This is a genomic window from Alkalicoccus urumqiensis, from assembly GCF_002993335.1.
Lineage (GTDB): Bacteria > Bacillota > Bacilli > Bacillales > Salisediminibacteriaceae > Alkalicoccus > Alkalicoccus urumqiensis.
In genome coordinates, this window is the sequence record NZ_PVNS01000006.1 from 135861 (window position 1) to 151507 (window position 15647).

Below are 15647 nucleotides of genomic sequence, written 5' to 3' on the forward strand. Positions count from 1 at the left end.
AACCGGAGCGGTTCGTGCCAATGCAAAAATTTTGTGCCAAAAGTGGCGCGCCGCGTGCCAGAACGCAGAAGTTTCGTGCCAAAACGAAACACGATCGTGCCACGACCGGAAAACCCTACATCGACCGCCGGCCGTGAAAATCCGGCCGGCCATTCACCTGCTCCGGAGCAGGCAGAGGGCTGCGCAGCAGCAGATATTTGCAGTTGGATCGTGCCACGGACAGCGGATATCGTGCCACGGAGCAGACGTTTTGTGCCAAAAACGGAGCGGTTCGTGCCAATTGCAGAATTTCGTGCCAAAAGTGGCGCGCCGCGTGCCAGAACGCAGAAGTTTCGTGCCAAAACGGAAGGCGATCGTGCCACGACCGGAAAACCCGCTCATCGACCGCCGGCCGGGCGAACGTCGGCCGGCCCTTCACCTGCTCTGGAGCAGGCAGAGGGCTGCGCAGCAGCAGATATTTGCAGTTGGGTCGTGCCACGAACGGCGGATTTCGTGCCACGGAGTGTGCGCTTTGTGCCAAAACCGGAGCGTTTCGTGCCAATTGCAGAATTTCGTGCCAAAAGTGGCGCGCCGCGTGCCAGTACACAGAAGTTTTGTGCCAAAACGGAAGGCGATCGTGCCACGACCGGAAAAACCCTTCATCGACCGCCGGCTGCAGGACCCCGAGCCGGCCATCTGCAAAAATAAAACAACATTTTCTGTGCTTTATGTGGAACGAATGTTCGTGTTAGGATATACTATACTTATCATTGAAAAAGGGGGCACCCAATGCCGCAATCTACCCAGTCCCGTCCCTTTATTATCGATCAGCTGGAAGCACTGCTTCGTAGACTGCCTCCGCATCACCCCAAACGGGAGGAAGTGGCGCATAAGCTCCTCCTCTTTCAGGTCGGTGCAGCCGGAGAGGCGTCACTGGATTATTATCTGCAGCAGCTTCCGGATCACCTCACTGTCCTGCGCCACATTACGCTTCCGGCGCCTGGAGAAGCGAAGACATTTCAGATCGATCTGCTTCTGCTGTCGCCTTCGTTTGTATTTATCGGAGAAGTGAAGCACATTGCCGGAGAGCTCCAATTCGATGTCGAGCGCGGACAGATGATCCGGACGTCAGAGGAAGGGAAGGATGTTTTCACCTGCCCCGTCCGGCAGAGTGAGCGCCAGGCCTATCTCTTTGAAAAGTGGCTCGAAAAACACCGCTTCCCAAAGATGCCTGTTTTACCGAACGTACTTATCTCCAATAGAAAAGCACAGATTACCGCTCCGGATCATATCCCCAGCATTTATCACACAGCAGTCCTCCCTTCAAAAGCAGCCGGTCTGGCCGGTCAGCTTACCGAACCTCTCCTGTCCAAAAGCCAATTCCGTCGTCTTACAAAGAAAGTGACGGCGATGAACATTGAACGTCCGTGGTCGGACCTGCTGCAGCGGTTTCACCTCTCGTTGGAAGACATATTAGGGCCGCTACAATGTAAAGTTTGTTTTGAGAATCAGTGGATGAAGAAGCGTTCCGGTTGGAAGTGTGCCGGATGTGGTGTCGCCACGGGGAATATGTATGTGGAGGCGCTCGGAGATATCAGGTTATTAACGAAGGAACCGCTGCGCCGCCGGGATCTCCAGAGGGTGTTTGAGGGCGTGTCCAAGCGGACGGCGCTGCGGATATTGCAAAAGCATGCGGACAGGTGCGGGCTTTATTATCAGCTGCGGGTAAAGGATCAGTAACCGTTTCGATCAAGGAGATCGTAAAGGTCGTAGGGATGGATGCCGTCTGAAATATAAGGGTTGATTGAAATTCTTGCGTAAATAAATCCTTCATCATCTACGAGCATCGGGGGATATTTAGCTATCGGGCTGAAGGCGCTGTACATGCCGTAGTCATTTCCAAATTTGCTGTAAGGGTTCCAGATACTGAATGGACCGGTTGAGCTGCCGTAAAACTCATTTTCGTTGTAAATGCTGTCTTCGTGATAATACGTAGTAGCAAGCCCAAGATAAGTGTTATCGTAATCGTCTGCGACAATGTGCAGGTCGAGGGCTTCAGGCTCGCTTTGAGGAACTGAAGCAGAAATGACGTTGCTGAAGTCGGATTCGACTCCGTTTTTCACTGCGGTTACCTTGTAATACCAGGTTTCTCCGGGGTACACATCCGTATCTTCGACGCCATAATCGAATGCCTGCGGATCGTTTTCGTCGCCGAAAACTAAATAAGGTCCGTCCTGGTTGTCGCTGTAATACACATAATAATAGTCGATTTCTGGATTCTCATCCCATGAGATGTAAATGGCTTCATCTGAATACCAAGCAAATGCTCCAGTTGGCGGGGACGGAACCTCAGGCTCAGAATCTGGTTCAGGAGCGGTAGGTGGTGGAGGTGGGGCCGGCGCTGCTGGTGGAGGCGGGACATCTTCCTCCTCGGAAGGCGCTTCTTTCTCTATTTCCGGGCTTTTAATTGTAATGACTCGTGTGGCACCGTTCCAGTTCACCGAGGCCCCGAGCGCTTCCCCGACAAACCGGAGCGGCACAAGGGTGCGGCCCTGCCGGATCTGCGCCGGCACATCCAGAGAGACACTGTCCCCGTTCACAAACGCCCGGTTCTCGCCAATCGTTAACTCCACCCGGGCAGGACCTGTGGCAGAAACAGTCTGGGTCGCTTGATCCCAGTACACCTGGGCGCCAAGCTCTTCAAAAATACCGCGCAGCGGAACAAGCGTCCGACCGCTGTCAATCACCGGCGGCTGATCGTAATACTGCCTTTCCCCATCAATAATGACGGCAGGAGCCTGAGCTGCAGAAGCAGGCAGAGCAAACCCGAATGCCACTGTAAAAACGACGAGCCACAGCAGAAATTTCTTCATCATGACCTCCTTTTAATCAGCATGGCAGCTATGAGTCTTCCGAGCCTCCTTTTTAAAAGAATGGGTGGTTATCGATGCGACGAATGACCTTCTTTATACCATGTTCAGCTCTACAATTTTTCAGAAAACATGGGAAATCAGCCCTTCGTATGCAAAATAAAAAATCCCCCTTCAGCACGTTTGGCTGAAGGGGGATCAGGGTAAAAGAATTACGTTGTCTCTATAAATATTTTGGGCTTCCCCGTCCGGAAGCGCTGCCGCCGATCCGCATAAAAATGTAATAAAAGAACCACATGCCGAAGAAAAGAATGAGCCACTGCACGTAGGCGGAGGCAAAGCCGTTCTGCATGAAGGCGACGATGCCCCAGTAGAACTGGGAGATGACCGGCAGGAAGAGCGAGATGACTGCTGCTGTGATGCCGCTGATAGAAAAAGCGATGTACGCGGTCCATAAATGAATTAACACTCCGACCATCCACAGAAAAGCGAAGTACGCATACAACAGACCACCTAAAAGCCGATACATACCGCCACCTCCTCAAAAGGGATGCTGAAAGCAGTAACTGACTGTTTTCTATACTATACCCGATTTTACCGAAAATTCAATCTTTATCAGCTGCGTCCTTCATTCTCAAGTAACTTTCTTATTCTCAGCGCGTATATCCCGCCGGAAGGGAAAAAAGTTTTATCGTTTTGCTTTCCTTTCGGTTCATTATTTATTATAATTCTAATGTGAGAATAAATTTTGTATAGAAGAAAGGGGAAGATGTATAGTATGAGTGAAAAAGACAACAACATGGATAAATGCCCGGTTATGCACCAGGGTATGCCAGGTGAATCTATCCGCGGCACAAGTAACGAAGACTGGTGGCCGGAGCTTCTGAATCTGGACATCCTTTCACAGCACGATACGAAAACGAACCCACTGGGTACGGATTTTGACTATAAGGAAGAATTTCAAAAGCTTGACTACGACGCAATGAAAAAAGACCTGTTTGATCTGATGACAGACAGCCAGGACTGGTGGCCTGCAGACTACGGTCATTACGGCCCGTTCTTCATCCGCATGTCGTGGCACGCAGCTGGTACTTACCGTACAGGCGACGGACGCGGCGGCGGCGGAAGCGGCTCTCAGCGTTTCGCTCCCCTGAACAGCTGGCCGGATAACGGCAACCTCGATAAAGCGCGCCGTCTCCTCTGGCCGATCAAGCAGAAGTACGGAAACAAAATTTCCTGGGCCGACCTGCTCGTCCTCGCCGGTAACGTGGCGATCGAATCCATGGGCGGCAAAACGTACGGCTTCGGTGCCGGACGTGAAGACATCTGGCACCCGGAGCAGGACGTGAACTGGGGGCCAGAGAAAGAATGGCTCGGCAACGAGCGTTACAAAGGCGACCGTGAGCTGGAAAACCCACTCGCAGCCGTACAGATGGGTCTCATCTACGTGAATCCGGAAGGCCCGGACGGTGAACCGGATCCACTCGGAAGCGGCCGCGACATCCGCGAAACATTCAAGCGCATGGGAATGAACGACGAAGAAACCGTAGCGCTGACTGCCGGTGGACACACGTTCGGTAAAGCACACGGTGCCGTAGATGCGGAATATGTTGGCTCGGAGCCGGAAGCTTCCGGACCGGAAAACATGGGTCTCGGCTGGAAGAGCACGTATGAGGGCGGTGCACACGGTCCTTACACGGTAACGAGCGGTATCGAAGGTGCATGGACACCGACACCGATCGAGTGGGACATGACGTACTTTGAAGTTCTCTTCGGCAACGAATGGGAGCTGACGAAGAGCCCTGCAGGCGCCTACCAGTGGGAGCCGAAAAATCCGGACAACAAGCACATGGCACCGGACGCGCATGACCCGGATAAGAAAGTGAAAATCATGATGACAACAGCTGACATGTCCATGAAGATGGATCCGGAATACGCGAAGATCTCGAAGCGTTTCTACGAGAATCCGGAAGAATTCAAAGATGCTTTCGCAAAAGCATGGTTTAAGCTTCTTCACCGTGACATGGGGCCGAAAGAGCGCTATCTCGGACCGGAAGTGCCGGAAGAAGACTTCATCTGGCAGGATCCGGTTCCAGAAGGAAACTACGACCTGACAGAAGCAGATATTGAAGAGCTGAAAAAGCAGATTCTTGCTACAGACCTTTCCGTAAGTGAACTTGTGAAAACAGCGTGGGCTTCTGCAAGCACGTACCGCGATTCCGATAAGCGCGGTGGTGCGAACGGTGGACGCATCCGTCTCCAGCAGCAGCGCAACTGGGAAGGTAACGAGCCGGAAATGCTCAATAAAGTACTCTCCAAGCTGGAGGAAGTGAAAGCGAACTTCAGTAAGGACGTAACGATCGCTGACCTCGTCGTTCTCGGCGGAAGCGCTGCGATTGAAAAAGCAGCCCAAGATGCCGGTCACGACGTGAAAGTACCATTCTCTCCTGGCCGTGGTGACGCGACCGAAGAGCAGACAGACGAAGAAAGCTTCGAAGTACTCGAGCCAGTCGCAGACGGCTTCCGTAACTACCAGAAGCAGAAGTTCGCTGTTTCCTCTGAAGAGCTTCTCGTCGACAAAGCACAGCTTCTCGGCCTGTCCGCTCCGGAGATGACCGTACTGATCGGCGGTATGCGTGCACTCGGCGCCAACTACGGCGACAAGAAGCACGGCGTATTCACGAGCCGCGAAGGCCAGCTGACCAACGACTTCTTCGTCAACCTGCTTGACATGGGCGTCGAATGGCAGCCGACCGACGAAGACGCAGACGTGTACGAAGCACGCGACCACAAGAGCGGCAACGTAGTCCGCACAGCAACACGCGTGGACCTCGTGCTCGGTTCGCACTCTGTTCTTCGCGCGATCTCCGAAGTCTATGCACAGGACGACAACAAAGAGAAGTTCGTCAACGACTTCATCAACACATGGGTCAAAGTCATGAACGCCGACCGCTTCGATCTCGAAGCGAAGTAATCGGTTCCCATCCGAACTCCGCATCCTTTAAGGGTGCGGAGTTCTTTTTTGCGTTGGAGGCCGGCTGAAGTCTTGCAGCCGGCGGTGGATTGCGGGTATGCGGTTCGTGGCACGATCTGTTCCCGTTTTGGCACGAAACTTCTGCGTTCTGGCACACGGCACGCTGCTTTTGGCACGAAATTTCGCGATTGGCACGAACGGCTCCGATTTTGGCACAAAACACCCGCTCCGTGGCACGAAATCCGGCGTTATTGGCACGATCCAACGGCAAACAACCGCTGCTGCGCAGCCCTCTGCCTGTTCCGGAGCAGGTGAAGGGCCGGCCGACGTTCGCCCGGCCGGCGGTCGATGGAGGGGTTTTTGGTTCGTGGCACGACCGCCTTCTGTTTTGGCACGAAATTTCAGCATTGGCACGACCGCCTTCCGTTTTGGCACAAAACACCAGCTTCGTGGCACGAAATCCGGCGTTCGTGGCACGAAACAACGGCAAACAACCGCTGCTGCGCAGCCCTCTGCCTGCTCCGGAGCAGGTGAAGGGTCGGCCGTGATCTGCGGCCGGCAGTCTATGAGTGGGTTTTAGGTCCGTGGCACGAACGCTCCCCCAAAAGAAGTCCTCCTGCTCCTCAACCGTTCCCGTGCGGTATGTACCAGAAAAATCCATCCACTGAACTGGAATCAGAGCCTTCTACCTACCACCAAAGTCGAAACTTTTACAAATTTTTTGAGAGAATTGACAATTATCTGAAATCGCGATATTTTGGAAGTCGAAGGACTTTGGATTATTTTACTAATTTTGATACATATTCACTGCTGACAATAGGTAAGTCCTTCGCTATTCAAAAGAAGGGGTGAGAGGATGAGACAGGTGAAGCGGACGTTAACGGCGGCGCTTGCTGTACCGCTGCTCGTAACCGGTGCACTGCCTGGTGCGGTTTCGGCACAGCCGGATCAGGAGGCGCAGGGGCTTGCGGAAGTGGAAAAGAAAATGGAGGAGAAGGAAGCGAATTTGAACCGGGTGCTCCGGGTCATCGTTGAGCTGGAGGAACCACCCGCAATGGAGCGCGCGGCACAGCGGGGAAATGCGTTTGGCGCGATGAATAAAAACAGCCAGCGCAGCCTCAAGGAGGAAGTGTCCCGCGGCCAGCAGATCGCAAAGCAGGCGATCGCAAACCGCGGCATTGAACCGGCGTACATAAAGGAATTTACGACGGTCGCGAACGGATTCAGTGCCGAGGTGACCGAGGCGGAAGCAGAAGCGCTGAAGCACGTAGAAGGGGTCGCGCGCGTGACAGAGGCGCAGGTATACGAGCGTCCGGAAGTGACACCGGATACGAACTTCGGCTCAGAAACGATCGAAGCGATCCAGACGCGCGAGCAGTATGAAACCGACGGCGAGGGCATGGTCATCGGCGTTATCGACTCCGGTATTTACGATGAACATCCGGACATGCAGCTCACGAATCCGGAAAACGCCGCGCTGTCCGCAGAAGATATCACCGAAGCCGGTCTTGACGGTGAGTACCGCACGGCGAAAATCCCTTACGTATACAACTATATCGATGAAGAAACGCCGTACGAGGTGTTTGATACCGGAAACGACCACGGCATGCACGTAGCCGGTACGGCTGCAGCCAACGGCGATCCGGAAGCAGGCGGCGTCCGCGGTGTCGCCCCGGAAGCACAGATTCTCGGGATGAAAGTGTTCAGTAACGATCCGGAAAACGCAACGACGACCGGAGACATCTACATCGCCGCACTCGATGATGCGATCGAACTAGGCGCCGACGTCATCAACATGAGTCTCGGTGCGCCGGCAGGAAACGTCGACGATGAAAGCCCCGAACAGCAGGCGGTCGCCCGTGCGAAGGACAACGGCGTGTTCGTCTCCATCTCTGCCGGTAACTCGAACCGCTACGGCAGCGGCTGGAACGATCCGCTGACGGACAATCCGGATATCGGTGTCGTCGGTGCGCCGTCGGTGTCAGAAGCATCTCTATCTGTCGCCTCGAGCGAAAACACACAGTTTGAATCTCCGGTCTTCCGCGCCGAAGCAGCTGGATCAGAAGCATTCCTCAGCTACGGCTCTTTCTCCGACGCGGATCCGGAAGACGTGATCGGTGACACGGCGCTTGAAGTCGTCGATGCCGGTCTCGGCAGCGTGGAGGAATTCGACGCGGTCGACGCCGAAGGAAAAATCGCGCTGATCGAGCGCGGCGAATATGCCTTCGTCGACAAAACGTTGAATGCACAGCAAGCGGGTGCGGAAGCGAGCATCATCTACAACAACGAAGCAGGACTCGTGTCGATGCAGGGCGATCCGGACATCGAGATCCCGCACCTGGCCGTCAGCCAGAGCAGCGGAGAGGAACTGCTTTCCTTGATGGAGGAAGATACGCTCACGATCGCATTCGGCGAAGAGCCGCAGATCGTCGACAACCCATTTGCCAACAACATGTCCGATTTTACGTCGTGGGGGCTCACTCCGCAGCTGGAATTCAAGCCGGAAGTGACCGCACCGGGCGGACAGATCTACTCAACGCTCGGCGACGATGACTACGGTCTCATGAGCGGCACATCGATGGCCGCACCACACGCAGCCGGCGGTGCCGCACTGCTTCTGGACCGCGTCGACAGTGAGTTTGACGTCTCCGATTTCGACCGTGTGCAGCTCGCGCAGACGCTCATGCTGAACACGGCGGAGCCGAAAATCGACTCGTCGGACACGAATCAGTGGGACGCCTACTACTCCCCGCGCCGCCAGGGTGCCGGTGAGCTGAACCTGTTCAGCGCCTACTCGACTCCGGTAACCGTCGTCGAAACGACCACCGATGAAGGGAAAGTAGAGCTCAAGGAAATGAACGGCACCGCGTCGTTTACGCTTGAACTGACGAACCATTCCGACGAGGCCCGCACATATGACGTGAACGGAACACTCCAAGGCATGCAGGTCAACGGCCCGGTGCAGACGGACGACGCCAGTCCGTTAGAGAACGCCGTTTTGACCACCGATGAGGAAGTCACGGTCGACGCAGACGCGACAACCACGGTCGAAGTGGAAATCGACGTGTCGCAGGCGGAAGTGTTTGACCGGGCTGCGGGGGACTTCGTCCCGGCCGCAGAAGCGTTCGAGAACGGCTATTTTGTGGACGGCTTCATTGAATTTGCCGATCCGGCAGACGAAGTACCGTCTCTCTCGGTCCCGCTCTCCGGATTTGAGGGCGGCTGGGATGACGCGCCGAACGTCGATCCGGCGCCGTATGAAGCTGGAAGCTACTACGGCCAGATCGGCATGAATACGGGAATCATGACGGTTTCCGACGGGGAACTCGGCGATTATCTCGGGTTCAACGGCCTGACCGGCCAGTATGAAGAACAGGCTGTTGCCTTCTCGCCGGAGCGTTACTCGGTCGTGCCGGACATTGCATTTCTGCGTAATGTTTCCGATCTGGAGATCGTCGTGCAGGAAGACGGCGAGGACGTCGTGACGCTTTTTGATAACGAAGGAGAGTTTTACAAAAACTACTTCGACGGCGGACTCGGTCTGCCATCGACGCTGATCGCCGAAGCAATGTGGGATGGCACAGTGGGTGACGAAGTGCTGGAAGACGGCGACTATACGATGGATATCCGCTCGACGCTTGCCTACGACGGCGCGGAGGAGCAGAGCTATGACATGCCGTTTACGATTGACACCGTTGCGCCGGTTGTCTCGCTCGATGCATCGGCGGGAGATGACGTTATTTCCTGGGAAATAACCGAAGAAGGAAGCGGAGTATACTATCAGGAAGTAACGATCAATGACGAAGAACTGCTTCTGGCGCCGGGTGTAACGGAGCTCGAGCTGGATCAGGCACTGCAGGAAGGCGATGACGTGCAGGTGAGCGCAGTTGATTTTGCGGAAAATACCGGTTCGCAGCAGGCGGTTATCGCCGTGCCGACGATCACGATCGATTCACCGGAAGCCATGCAGGTGTTCAATGAATCCGATGTGGCACTGAGCGGTTCCGTGACGGAAGTGACGCAGGAAGCCGTTGTAACCGCGGACGAGCAGCGGCTGCAGCTGGACGCATCGCTCCGCTTTGACACCGTGCTGGAAGACGTCAACGATGGGTTCCATGAAACGGTTGTTCAGGTGGAAAAGAACGGCTTATCTGCTGAAGAGCGCGTCGTGTACGCTGTGGATACACAGGCACCGGAGCTCGCTGTTTCCGGCGCGCCGGAGCGGGTAATGCCGGGTGTCGAGGACGTGACGCTTGAAATAGGCCTCGAAGATAACCTGAACGGCGGCACGCTTTCGATTAACGGCGACGTCGTATTCAGTCAGGAGCTGGATTTTGCGGCGGAGGAAACGTCGCTGAGCACGCGGCTCGTCGAAGAAGTCGAGCTGAACCGCGGGCGTACAGATCTTCTGCTGGAATTCACTGATGCAGCGGGCAACACGGTCAGTGAAGAAATCACCATCCGCCGCGGCAATTCGAATCCGGGCGGCGGCCGCCCGATCGATCCACCGGGACGAGGCCGGTAACTTCATGAAGGAACAGAGCCACTCTCCATCGCGGGGGGTGGCTTTTTAGTGCAGATGGCCGGCCGAGGTTTTCGGCCGGCGGTGGATGGAGTGGCTTTCGGTTCGTGGCACGAACCGCTTCTGTTTTGGCACGCGGCGTGCCGTATTTGGCACGAAATTTCAGTACTGGCACGAACGGCTCCGATATTGGCGCAAAACACCAGCTCCGTCGCACGAAATCCGTCGTTCGTGGCACGAACCAACCCCAAATAACCGCTTCATAGAAGATAGGCCCACGAAATAGAAGATAGTCGCAGTTTAACGGACAGTCGAATTTCGTCGAATAGGATTTATTTCTTATAAAACTTGAAAAAATGTCGGTTTATTTCAAAAGCTGTGATATAATGCACCTAACCGTTAGGTGGATGTATGGGAAATACGCAGAGGATAGATTCATATGCACATTGCTTAAGAAATACATAATGAACGTGGAAACATTCTTCTCAGCTCCATTCATACAGGTAAATGGGATGCATATTTTTATGCACTTAACGTAGTTCTTAAAACCTGCGTATAGAAACTATTTTAAATTTAAATAATGGTAATAATGGTAACAATTAAATACTTATACAGCATCATGTGTTCATATCAATTAGAAGAGGTGACGTATCCATGAGAAAGTATCCACTCAGTAAAAAAGCAACCGCAACAGCACTTGCCGTTACGATGGCACTCACTCCATTTACTGCTTTCAATCCGGCAGCGGACGGCGAAGCAGCAACTGTACACGCCGCCGAGTATGAAGAAGTAGACTATGACACGATTGAAGATGTCATCGATGCAGCGATGGAGGTGTATGAAGAGTTTCTTCAGAATCTCGATACAGATGCAGAAGCTGAATTAGCACAGATCGGAACGAATATTGTTAATTATCAAACAGATAATGATTGGTCAAATCTGCTCGATGAGACTCTCGTTGCTGAACTCAATGAAGAATCCGGTCAGAGCGGCGATTTCGTCGAGGACGTACTACAGGATCTTATCATTATTATTCACGAAGCTTCCAACCAAAACTCCGAGCAGGTAGAAGCTCAAATGGAAAATTTCGCTAACAATGATCGATATCAGGAAGGTATCGCCAATATTATTAACAGCCGGACCGACAGCACGGTTACGATCAGTGACATTGCTTCCATGATTTCCTACCTGCAGAATGAGCTTGCAGAGAATCCGCCGACTGCAAATGACAATCCAAAGGAATACATTCAAAACCTTTTGGAAGGAAACGAAACCTACGCAGCAATGAAAGAAGCGTGGAACTCTTATGAAAACGCTGATTTCGATGAAGCTGTCTCATCGTTCAGCAACGTACTGTTTGCCGATGTGGATCAAAACGAACTTTTCCTTCTTTTCGCTGATGCAGCCCGCTACGTACTGGAAACACCTGAGGAAGAGAAAGACGATCAGGATTCTGGTGATGATTCCGGCAGCGACGATGGATCGGACGACAGCGATCAGGAAAGCGATGATGAAGAAGAGGATGACAGCGATGATGGAGACAGCGGTGTCGTAACACCTCCACCTTCTTCCGGAGACGACGATGATGAAGACGAAGATGTGGAAGAGGAAGATCCATCTGACGAAGACGACGATACTGATTCCGACGATGAGGATGACGTTCTGGACGAAGATGAATCCGAAGTCGATGAAACCGAAGATGAAGTAACAGTCGGCTCCGAAGACGTTGAAGTAGAGCGAGTAGCAAATGAAGAAACAGGAGAAGTGACAAACCGTGTACGGGTAAATGAGGAGCGTCTGGAAGAAACATTGAACCGTGCCACTGCTGTAGAGAGCGTCGTTTTCAACGTGGACACCGAAGAGGGCGTGCAGTCGGAAGTAACGATCCCTACCCGCGCAGTGGACTCCATCGCACGTAGAAATCCAGACGCAAAAATTGTTGTAAACACGCAGGCAGGCTCGTACAATGTACCGGTCTCACAGATTAATGACGGCGCGGTACGCCGGGCACTTGGGTTCAATGAAGACGATGAGATTGAAGTTGACCTCCGCATCAACCGTTCGGAAGATACTGGTGGTGTAACGGAAAGAAACAACCTGAACCGTCGCTCGGATGTTGTAGAATTCAAAGTCCGTGTTCGTTCCGGGGAGAGCACGACGGAACTGAACAATTTCTCCAGCTGGATTGAACGGGGTATCAACCTTCAGACAGAAGAAGACGAAACGCTGGAAAACCTCGTTGCTGTGCGCTTGAACGATGATGGAACGTTCACACCGGTTTCTACAAAAACAGATGGAAACAGAGTAACATTCCGCAGCTACAACAACAGTAAATATACGGTCGTGGAAAATGCAGTTTCATTCTCCGATGTGCCTGCCGCAATCTGGTATGAAGGGCCTGTCACAAAGCTTGCATCCCAGTACATTTTCGAAGGGTTCCCGAACGGTGAATTCCGTCCGGGAGAGCATACAACCCGTGCTGAATTTGCTGCTGTGCTGACCCGCGGACTCGGACTGAACTCCGGGGAATCCTACAGCAATGAGTTCACGGACGTAACCGGAAGCGAATGGTTCTCCGATGAACTAATGGCTGTACTTAACTACCGTCTCGTCGGGGGATACCCGAACAACGAGTTCCGTCCGAATGAAACGATTACCCGTCAGGAAGCATCGGTGATGATTCAGCGTGCGATGGACCTCGTCGGTGTTGAATTTGAATCTGACGCGGACCGTTCCTACCTGGATTACGCAGACAGCGATGACGTTGCCCCGTATGCACGCGGCTCTGTTAATATCGCGACACGATCCGGACTCATGGAAGGGCGTCCAAACAACCAGTTTGCACCACGTGACAACATCACCCGTGCCGAAATTACCGCCCTGCTGGACCGTTTCCTGCAGAAGTCCGATTTTATTAACTAAGGCGTGAGCCGGAAGGGCCCGACTTCGGTTGGGCTCTTTTGGCATGCTATAAAGAAAGAGGGACCAAAGACATGCAAATCTGGAAACGAACCAAATACATAGCAGCCACCCTCCTCACCGCCGCACTCATCCTGCCAACAGGAGCCGCCGCAGACGACCATACCTTCACCGACCTCGAACCAGGCGACATGGGCTACGAGCAGATCCTCGACCTCGCCGAACGCGGCATCCTTCAGGGACTGCCCGACGGAAGCTTCGGGAAAACGACACCCGTCAACCGCGCAGATACCGCCGTCATCTTTACACGTGCGCTCGATCTGCCGCCTCGCCAGGGGACGAACCCATTCCCCGATGTCGAAGAAGGGAAGTACTACACCGAAAGCATCGTCCGTTCGTATGAAGCCGGCATTTTCACCGGCAGCGGCACAGGTAATTATGAGCCGCAGGCAACGCTCACAAGAGAACAGATGGCAAGCGTTCTCGTCCGCGCGTTCAACCTGGAAGCAGCCGAAGGCGGTGTGACGCTGACAGACGTCAGAGAAGCGCATCCTGTGCACCAGGAAGATATTGAAATTCTCGCACAGAACGGATTGACGCAGGGCCGCACAGACGGCACGTACGATCCGAAAGCAGCGGTCACACGCAGCGAATTTGCGGTCTTCTCCTTCCGCGGCATCGAATACGTGGCCGAGGAAGAAGATACCGAGCCGCCGGAGGAAGAAGAGCCGGCGCCGGAGCCAGCTCCGGAACCAGAACCGGAACCAGAACCGACGCCGGATCCGGCTCCGCTTGAAGCACCAGACGTTACGGCAGCAACAGTCACTACGGCTTCCGGAGACACCGTGAACGCCTCGATTACAACGGACGGAGACACGGTCCGCGCAACCTTTGATCTGACAGGGTACAGCGACGACACCGTGCTCACAGCAGGCACGATTACCGTAACCCAGGACAGCGTGCTCCGCCTCCGCGGCCTGCCGATTGCGGAAATGCCCGACCGGGAGGAACTGTCCGAAGGCGTGAATGACCTCGCCGTCGCCGACATTCTTTCCGAAAACAACATCCAGCTCGGCACCGTCCGGGCAGCACTAGGAAACCGCCTGCGTCTGTTTGGACCGCTGACGAATGAAGAAGGCACAGAAACCGACACCGAAGTCATTTTTCAGCTGCAGTAAACCGAGAACGATGAGAAAGGCGTGAGCAGTATGGGACGAAAGCGTAAAAAGAGCCGTTTCCGCAGAAGAAGACAGACGATCCTCGTCAGTGCAGCAGTTGTAGCTGCAGTGGGCGGCGTCATCTACAGCCAGACGATGTATTCCGAGCAGGTGGAGGAGACGACAAACGCTGCCAGTGAACTCGTCGAGCGCGAGTACAACGGCGACCTGGCCATCGGATCCAGCATCGAACGCTTCGCGAAAGAAGCAGCGGAAGCGGGCGAATCACAGAAGCATGAATACACGTACGGCGAAGACGGCACGCTCACCGAAGTCGACGGCGAGCCGGTCACGTACGAAGAGGACGGCACGATCCGCACGGCTTCCGGAGAAGAAGTCTACAAAAACGAAGCCGGCATTGCCTACCTTGAAGGCGACGAGCCGGCATCCAACCTGACCGCATCGACCGAAGGGAGCGCACAGGCAGCATCCGGCAGTGACTCCTCCGGGGAAGGAAGCAGCTCCAATGCCGGCGGCAGTTCCTCCGACACAGGCGGCTCCTCGTCCGCAAACAGCAGCTCCGGCAGCGCCACCTCTTCCTCCAATGACGGTTCTTCAGCTGGCGGCGCAAGCGGCGGAAGCACGTCGAATGGAGGGTCGGGCAGCGGCGGCGCCTCCGACAGCGGATCGTCCAACGGAGGAGGAAGCTCTTCCAACAGCGGCAGCTCGTCGTCCGGAAGCGGATCAGGCGGCTCCGGGACAGCGGTAAGTACTATCAACAGCACGTACACCGGCCAGATGCAGTCGCTCCGCTCGCAGGAATCCGGGCGCGTCTCGTCTCTCGTCTCCGAAGCGAAGTCCGATCTGCAGGCCGTTCGGAACGGCAATTCCAGCCAGTCAATGAGCGACCTGCAGGCGGAGTACATCAGCCGCGTGCAGCGGCTTGAGTCCCAGGCAGATGCACGCTTTAACGACATCTACTCGGAATACAAAACAGCGCTTCAGGAAAACGGCCACGGCACCGGACCGGCCGAGGAAGCAAAAGCTGTCTACGAAGCCGAAAAACAGTCGAGGCGAAACGACGCAGTAAACGAAATCTTCAGCCAGTAACAGGAAAAGGGCTGTCGCTTTCAGGCAGCCCCTGTTACATCCGGATCAGTTATTTATCAAGAAACGGTCTACATATATAGGAATAAATTTGGTATACTTCGAAAGGCAAACCGATA

The 15647-nt window shown here is 54.3% G+C and carries 10 protein-coding genes; 7 read left to right on the top strand and 3 right to left on the bottom strand.

Annotated elements, in window-relative coordinates; all coding sequences use genetic code 11:
- Positions 1-115: 115 nt before the first annotated feature.
- Positions 116-499 carry a hypothetical protein gene (locus C6I21_RS16475; RefSeq protein ID WP_181186173.1) on the bottom strand — a complete coding sequence of 128 codons (384 nt, stop codon included), beginning with the start codon at positions 497-499 and terminating at the stop codon, positions 116-118.
- Positions 500-768: 269 nt separating this feature from the next.
- Between C6I21_RS16475 and C6I21_RS07915 the strand changes: the two genes are divergently transcribed.
- Positions 769-1719 (top strand): nuclease-related domain-containing protein, encoded by a 951-nt coding sequence (locus C6I21_RS07915; RefSeq protein WP_105958916.1) that lies wholly within the window; start codon positions 769-771, stop codon positions 1717-1719.
- Here the strand turns inward: C6I21_RS07915 and C6I21_RS07920 are convergent.
- Both C6I21_RS07920 and C6I21_RS07925 read right to left on the bottom strand, forming a co-directional pair.
- On the bottom strand, positions 1713-2855 hold the full coding sequence (locus tag C6I21_RS07920) for a copper amine oxidase N-terminal domain-containing protein (RefSeq protein ID WP_105958917.1): 1143 nt from the start codon (positions 2853-2855) through the stop codon (positions 1713-1715). The genes C6I21_RS07915 and C6I21_RS07920 overlap by 7 nt on opposite strands.
- A 217-nt stretch (positions 2856-3072) precedes the next feature.
- Positions 3073-3378 carry a hypothetical protein gene (locus tag C6I21_RS07925; protein WP_105958918.1) on the bottom strand — a complete coding sequence of 102 codons (306 nt, stop codon included), beginning with the start codon at positions 3376-3378 and terminating at the stop codon, positions 3073-3075.
- 249 nt (positions 3379-3627) lie between these two features.
- On the opposite strand from C6I21_RS07925, the gene katG reads away from it, so the two are divergent.
- From katG to C6I21_RS07950, 6 genes are all read left to right on the top strand, one after another.
- The gene (gene katG / locus C6I21_RS07930; RefSeq protein ID WP_105958919.1) at positions 3628-5823 is read left to right on the top strand and encodes a catalase/peroxidase HPI; all 2196 of its coding nucleotides are present in this window, start codon (positions 3628-3630) and stop codon (positions 5821-5823) included.
- 230 nt (positions 5824-6053) lie between these two features.
- Positions 6054-6371 carry a hypothetical protein gene (locus tag C6I21_RS16480; RefSeq protein WP_181186174.1) on the top strand — a complete coding sequence of 106 codons (318 nt, stop codon included), beginning with the start codon at positions 6054-6056 and terminating at the stop codon, positions 6369-6371.
- A 308-nt stretch (positions 6372-6679) separates the two neighbouring features.
- The gene (locus C6I21_RS07935; protein ID WP_105958920.1) at positions 6680-10348 is read left to right on the top strand and encodes a S8 family serine peptidase; all 3669 of its coding nucleotides are present in this window, start codon (positions 6680-6682) and stop codon (positions 10346-10348) included.
- Between the two features lie 651 nt (positions 10349-10999).
- Positions 11000-13267 (top strand): S-layer homology domain-containing protein, encoded by a 2268-nt coding sequence (locus tag C6I21_RS07940; RefSeq protein ID WP_105958921.1) that lies wholly within the window; start codon positions 11000-11002, stop codon positions 13265-13267.
- A 71-nt stretch (positions 13268-13338) separates the two neighbouring features.
- Positions 13339-14442: an S-layer homology domain-containing protein gene (locus C6I21_RS07945; protein ID WP_105958922.1), complete on the top strand. Its 1104-nt coding sequence runs from the start codon at positions 13339-13341 to the stop codon at positions 14440-14442.
- 30 nt (positions 14443-14472) lie between these two features.
- Positions 14473-15531, top strand: coding sequence for a hypothetical protein (locus tag C6I21_RS07950; protein ID WP_105958923.1), 1059 nt, complete (start codon positions 14473-14475; stop codon positions 15529-15531).
- The last annotated feature ends 116 nt before the right edge of the window (positions 15532-15647 follow it).

Excerpts from the sequence above, each read along its gene's own strand:
- C6I21_RS07915 (WP_105958916.1), top strand. The coding sequence starts at position 769 with ATGCCGCAATCTACCCAGTCCCGTCCCTTTATTATCGATCAGCTGGAA.
- C6I21_RS07945 (WP_105958922.1), top strand. The coding sequence starts at position 13,339 with ATGCAAATCTGGAAACGAACCAAATACATAGCAGCCACCCTCCTCACC.
- C6I21_RS07940 (WP_105958921.1), top strand. The coding sequence starts at position 11,000 with ATGAGAAAGTATCCACTCAGTAAAAAAGCAACCGCAACAGCACTTGCC.
- C6I21_RS07950 (WP_105958923.1), top strand. The coding sequence starts at position 14,473 with ATGGGACGAAAGCGTAAAAAGAGCCGTTTCCGCAGAAGAAGACAGACG.
- C6I21_RS07920 (WP_105958917.1), bottom strand. The coding sequence starts at position 2,855 with ATGATGAAGAAATTTCTGCTGTGGCTCGTCGTTTTTACAGTGGCATTC.
- katG (WP_105958919.1), top strand. The coding sequence starts at position 3,628 with ATGAGTGAAAAAGACAACAACATGGATAAATGCCCGGTTATGCACCAG.
- C6I21_RS07935 (WP_105958920.1), top strand. The coding sequence starts at position 6,680 with ATGAGACAGGTGAAGCGGACGTTAACGGCGGCGCTTGCTGTACCGCTG.
- C6I21_RS07925 (WP_105958918.1), bottom strand. The coding sequence starts at position 3,378 with ATGTATCGGCTTTTAGGTGGTCTGTTGTATGCGTACTTCGCTTTTCTG.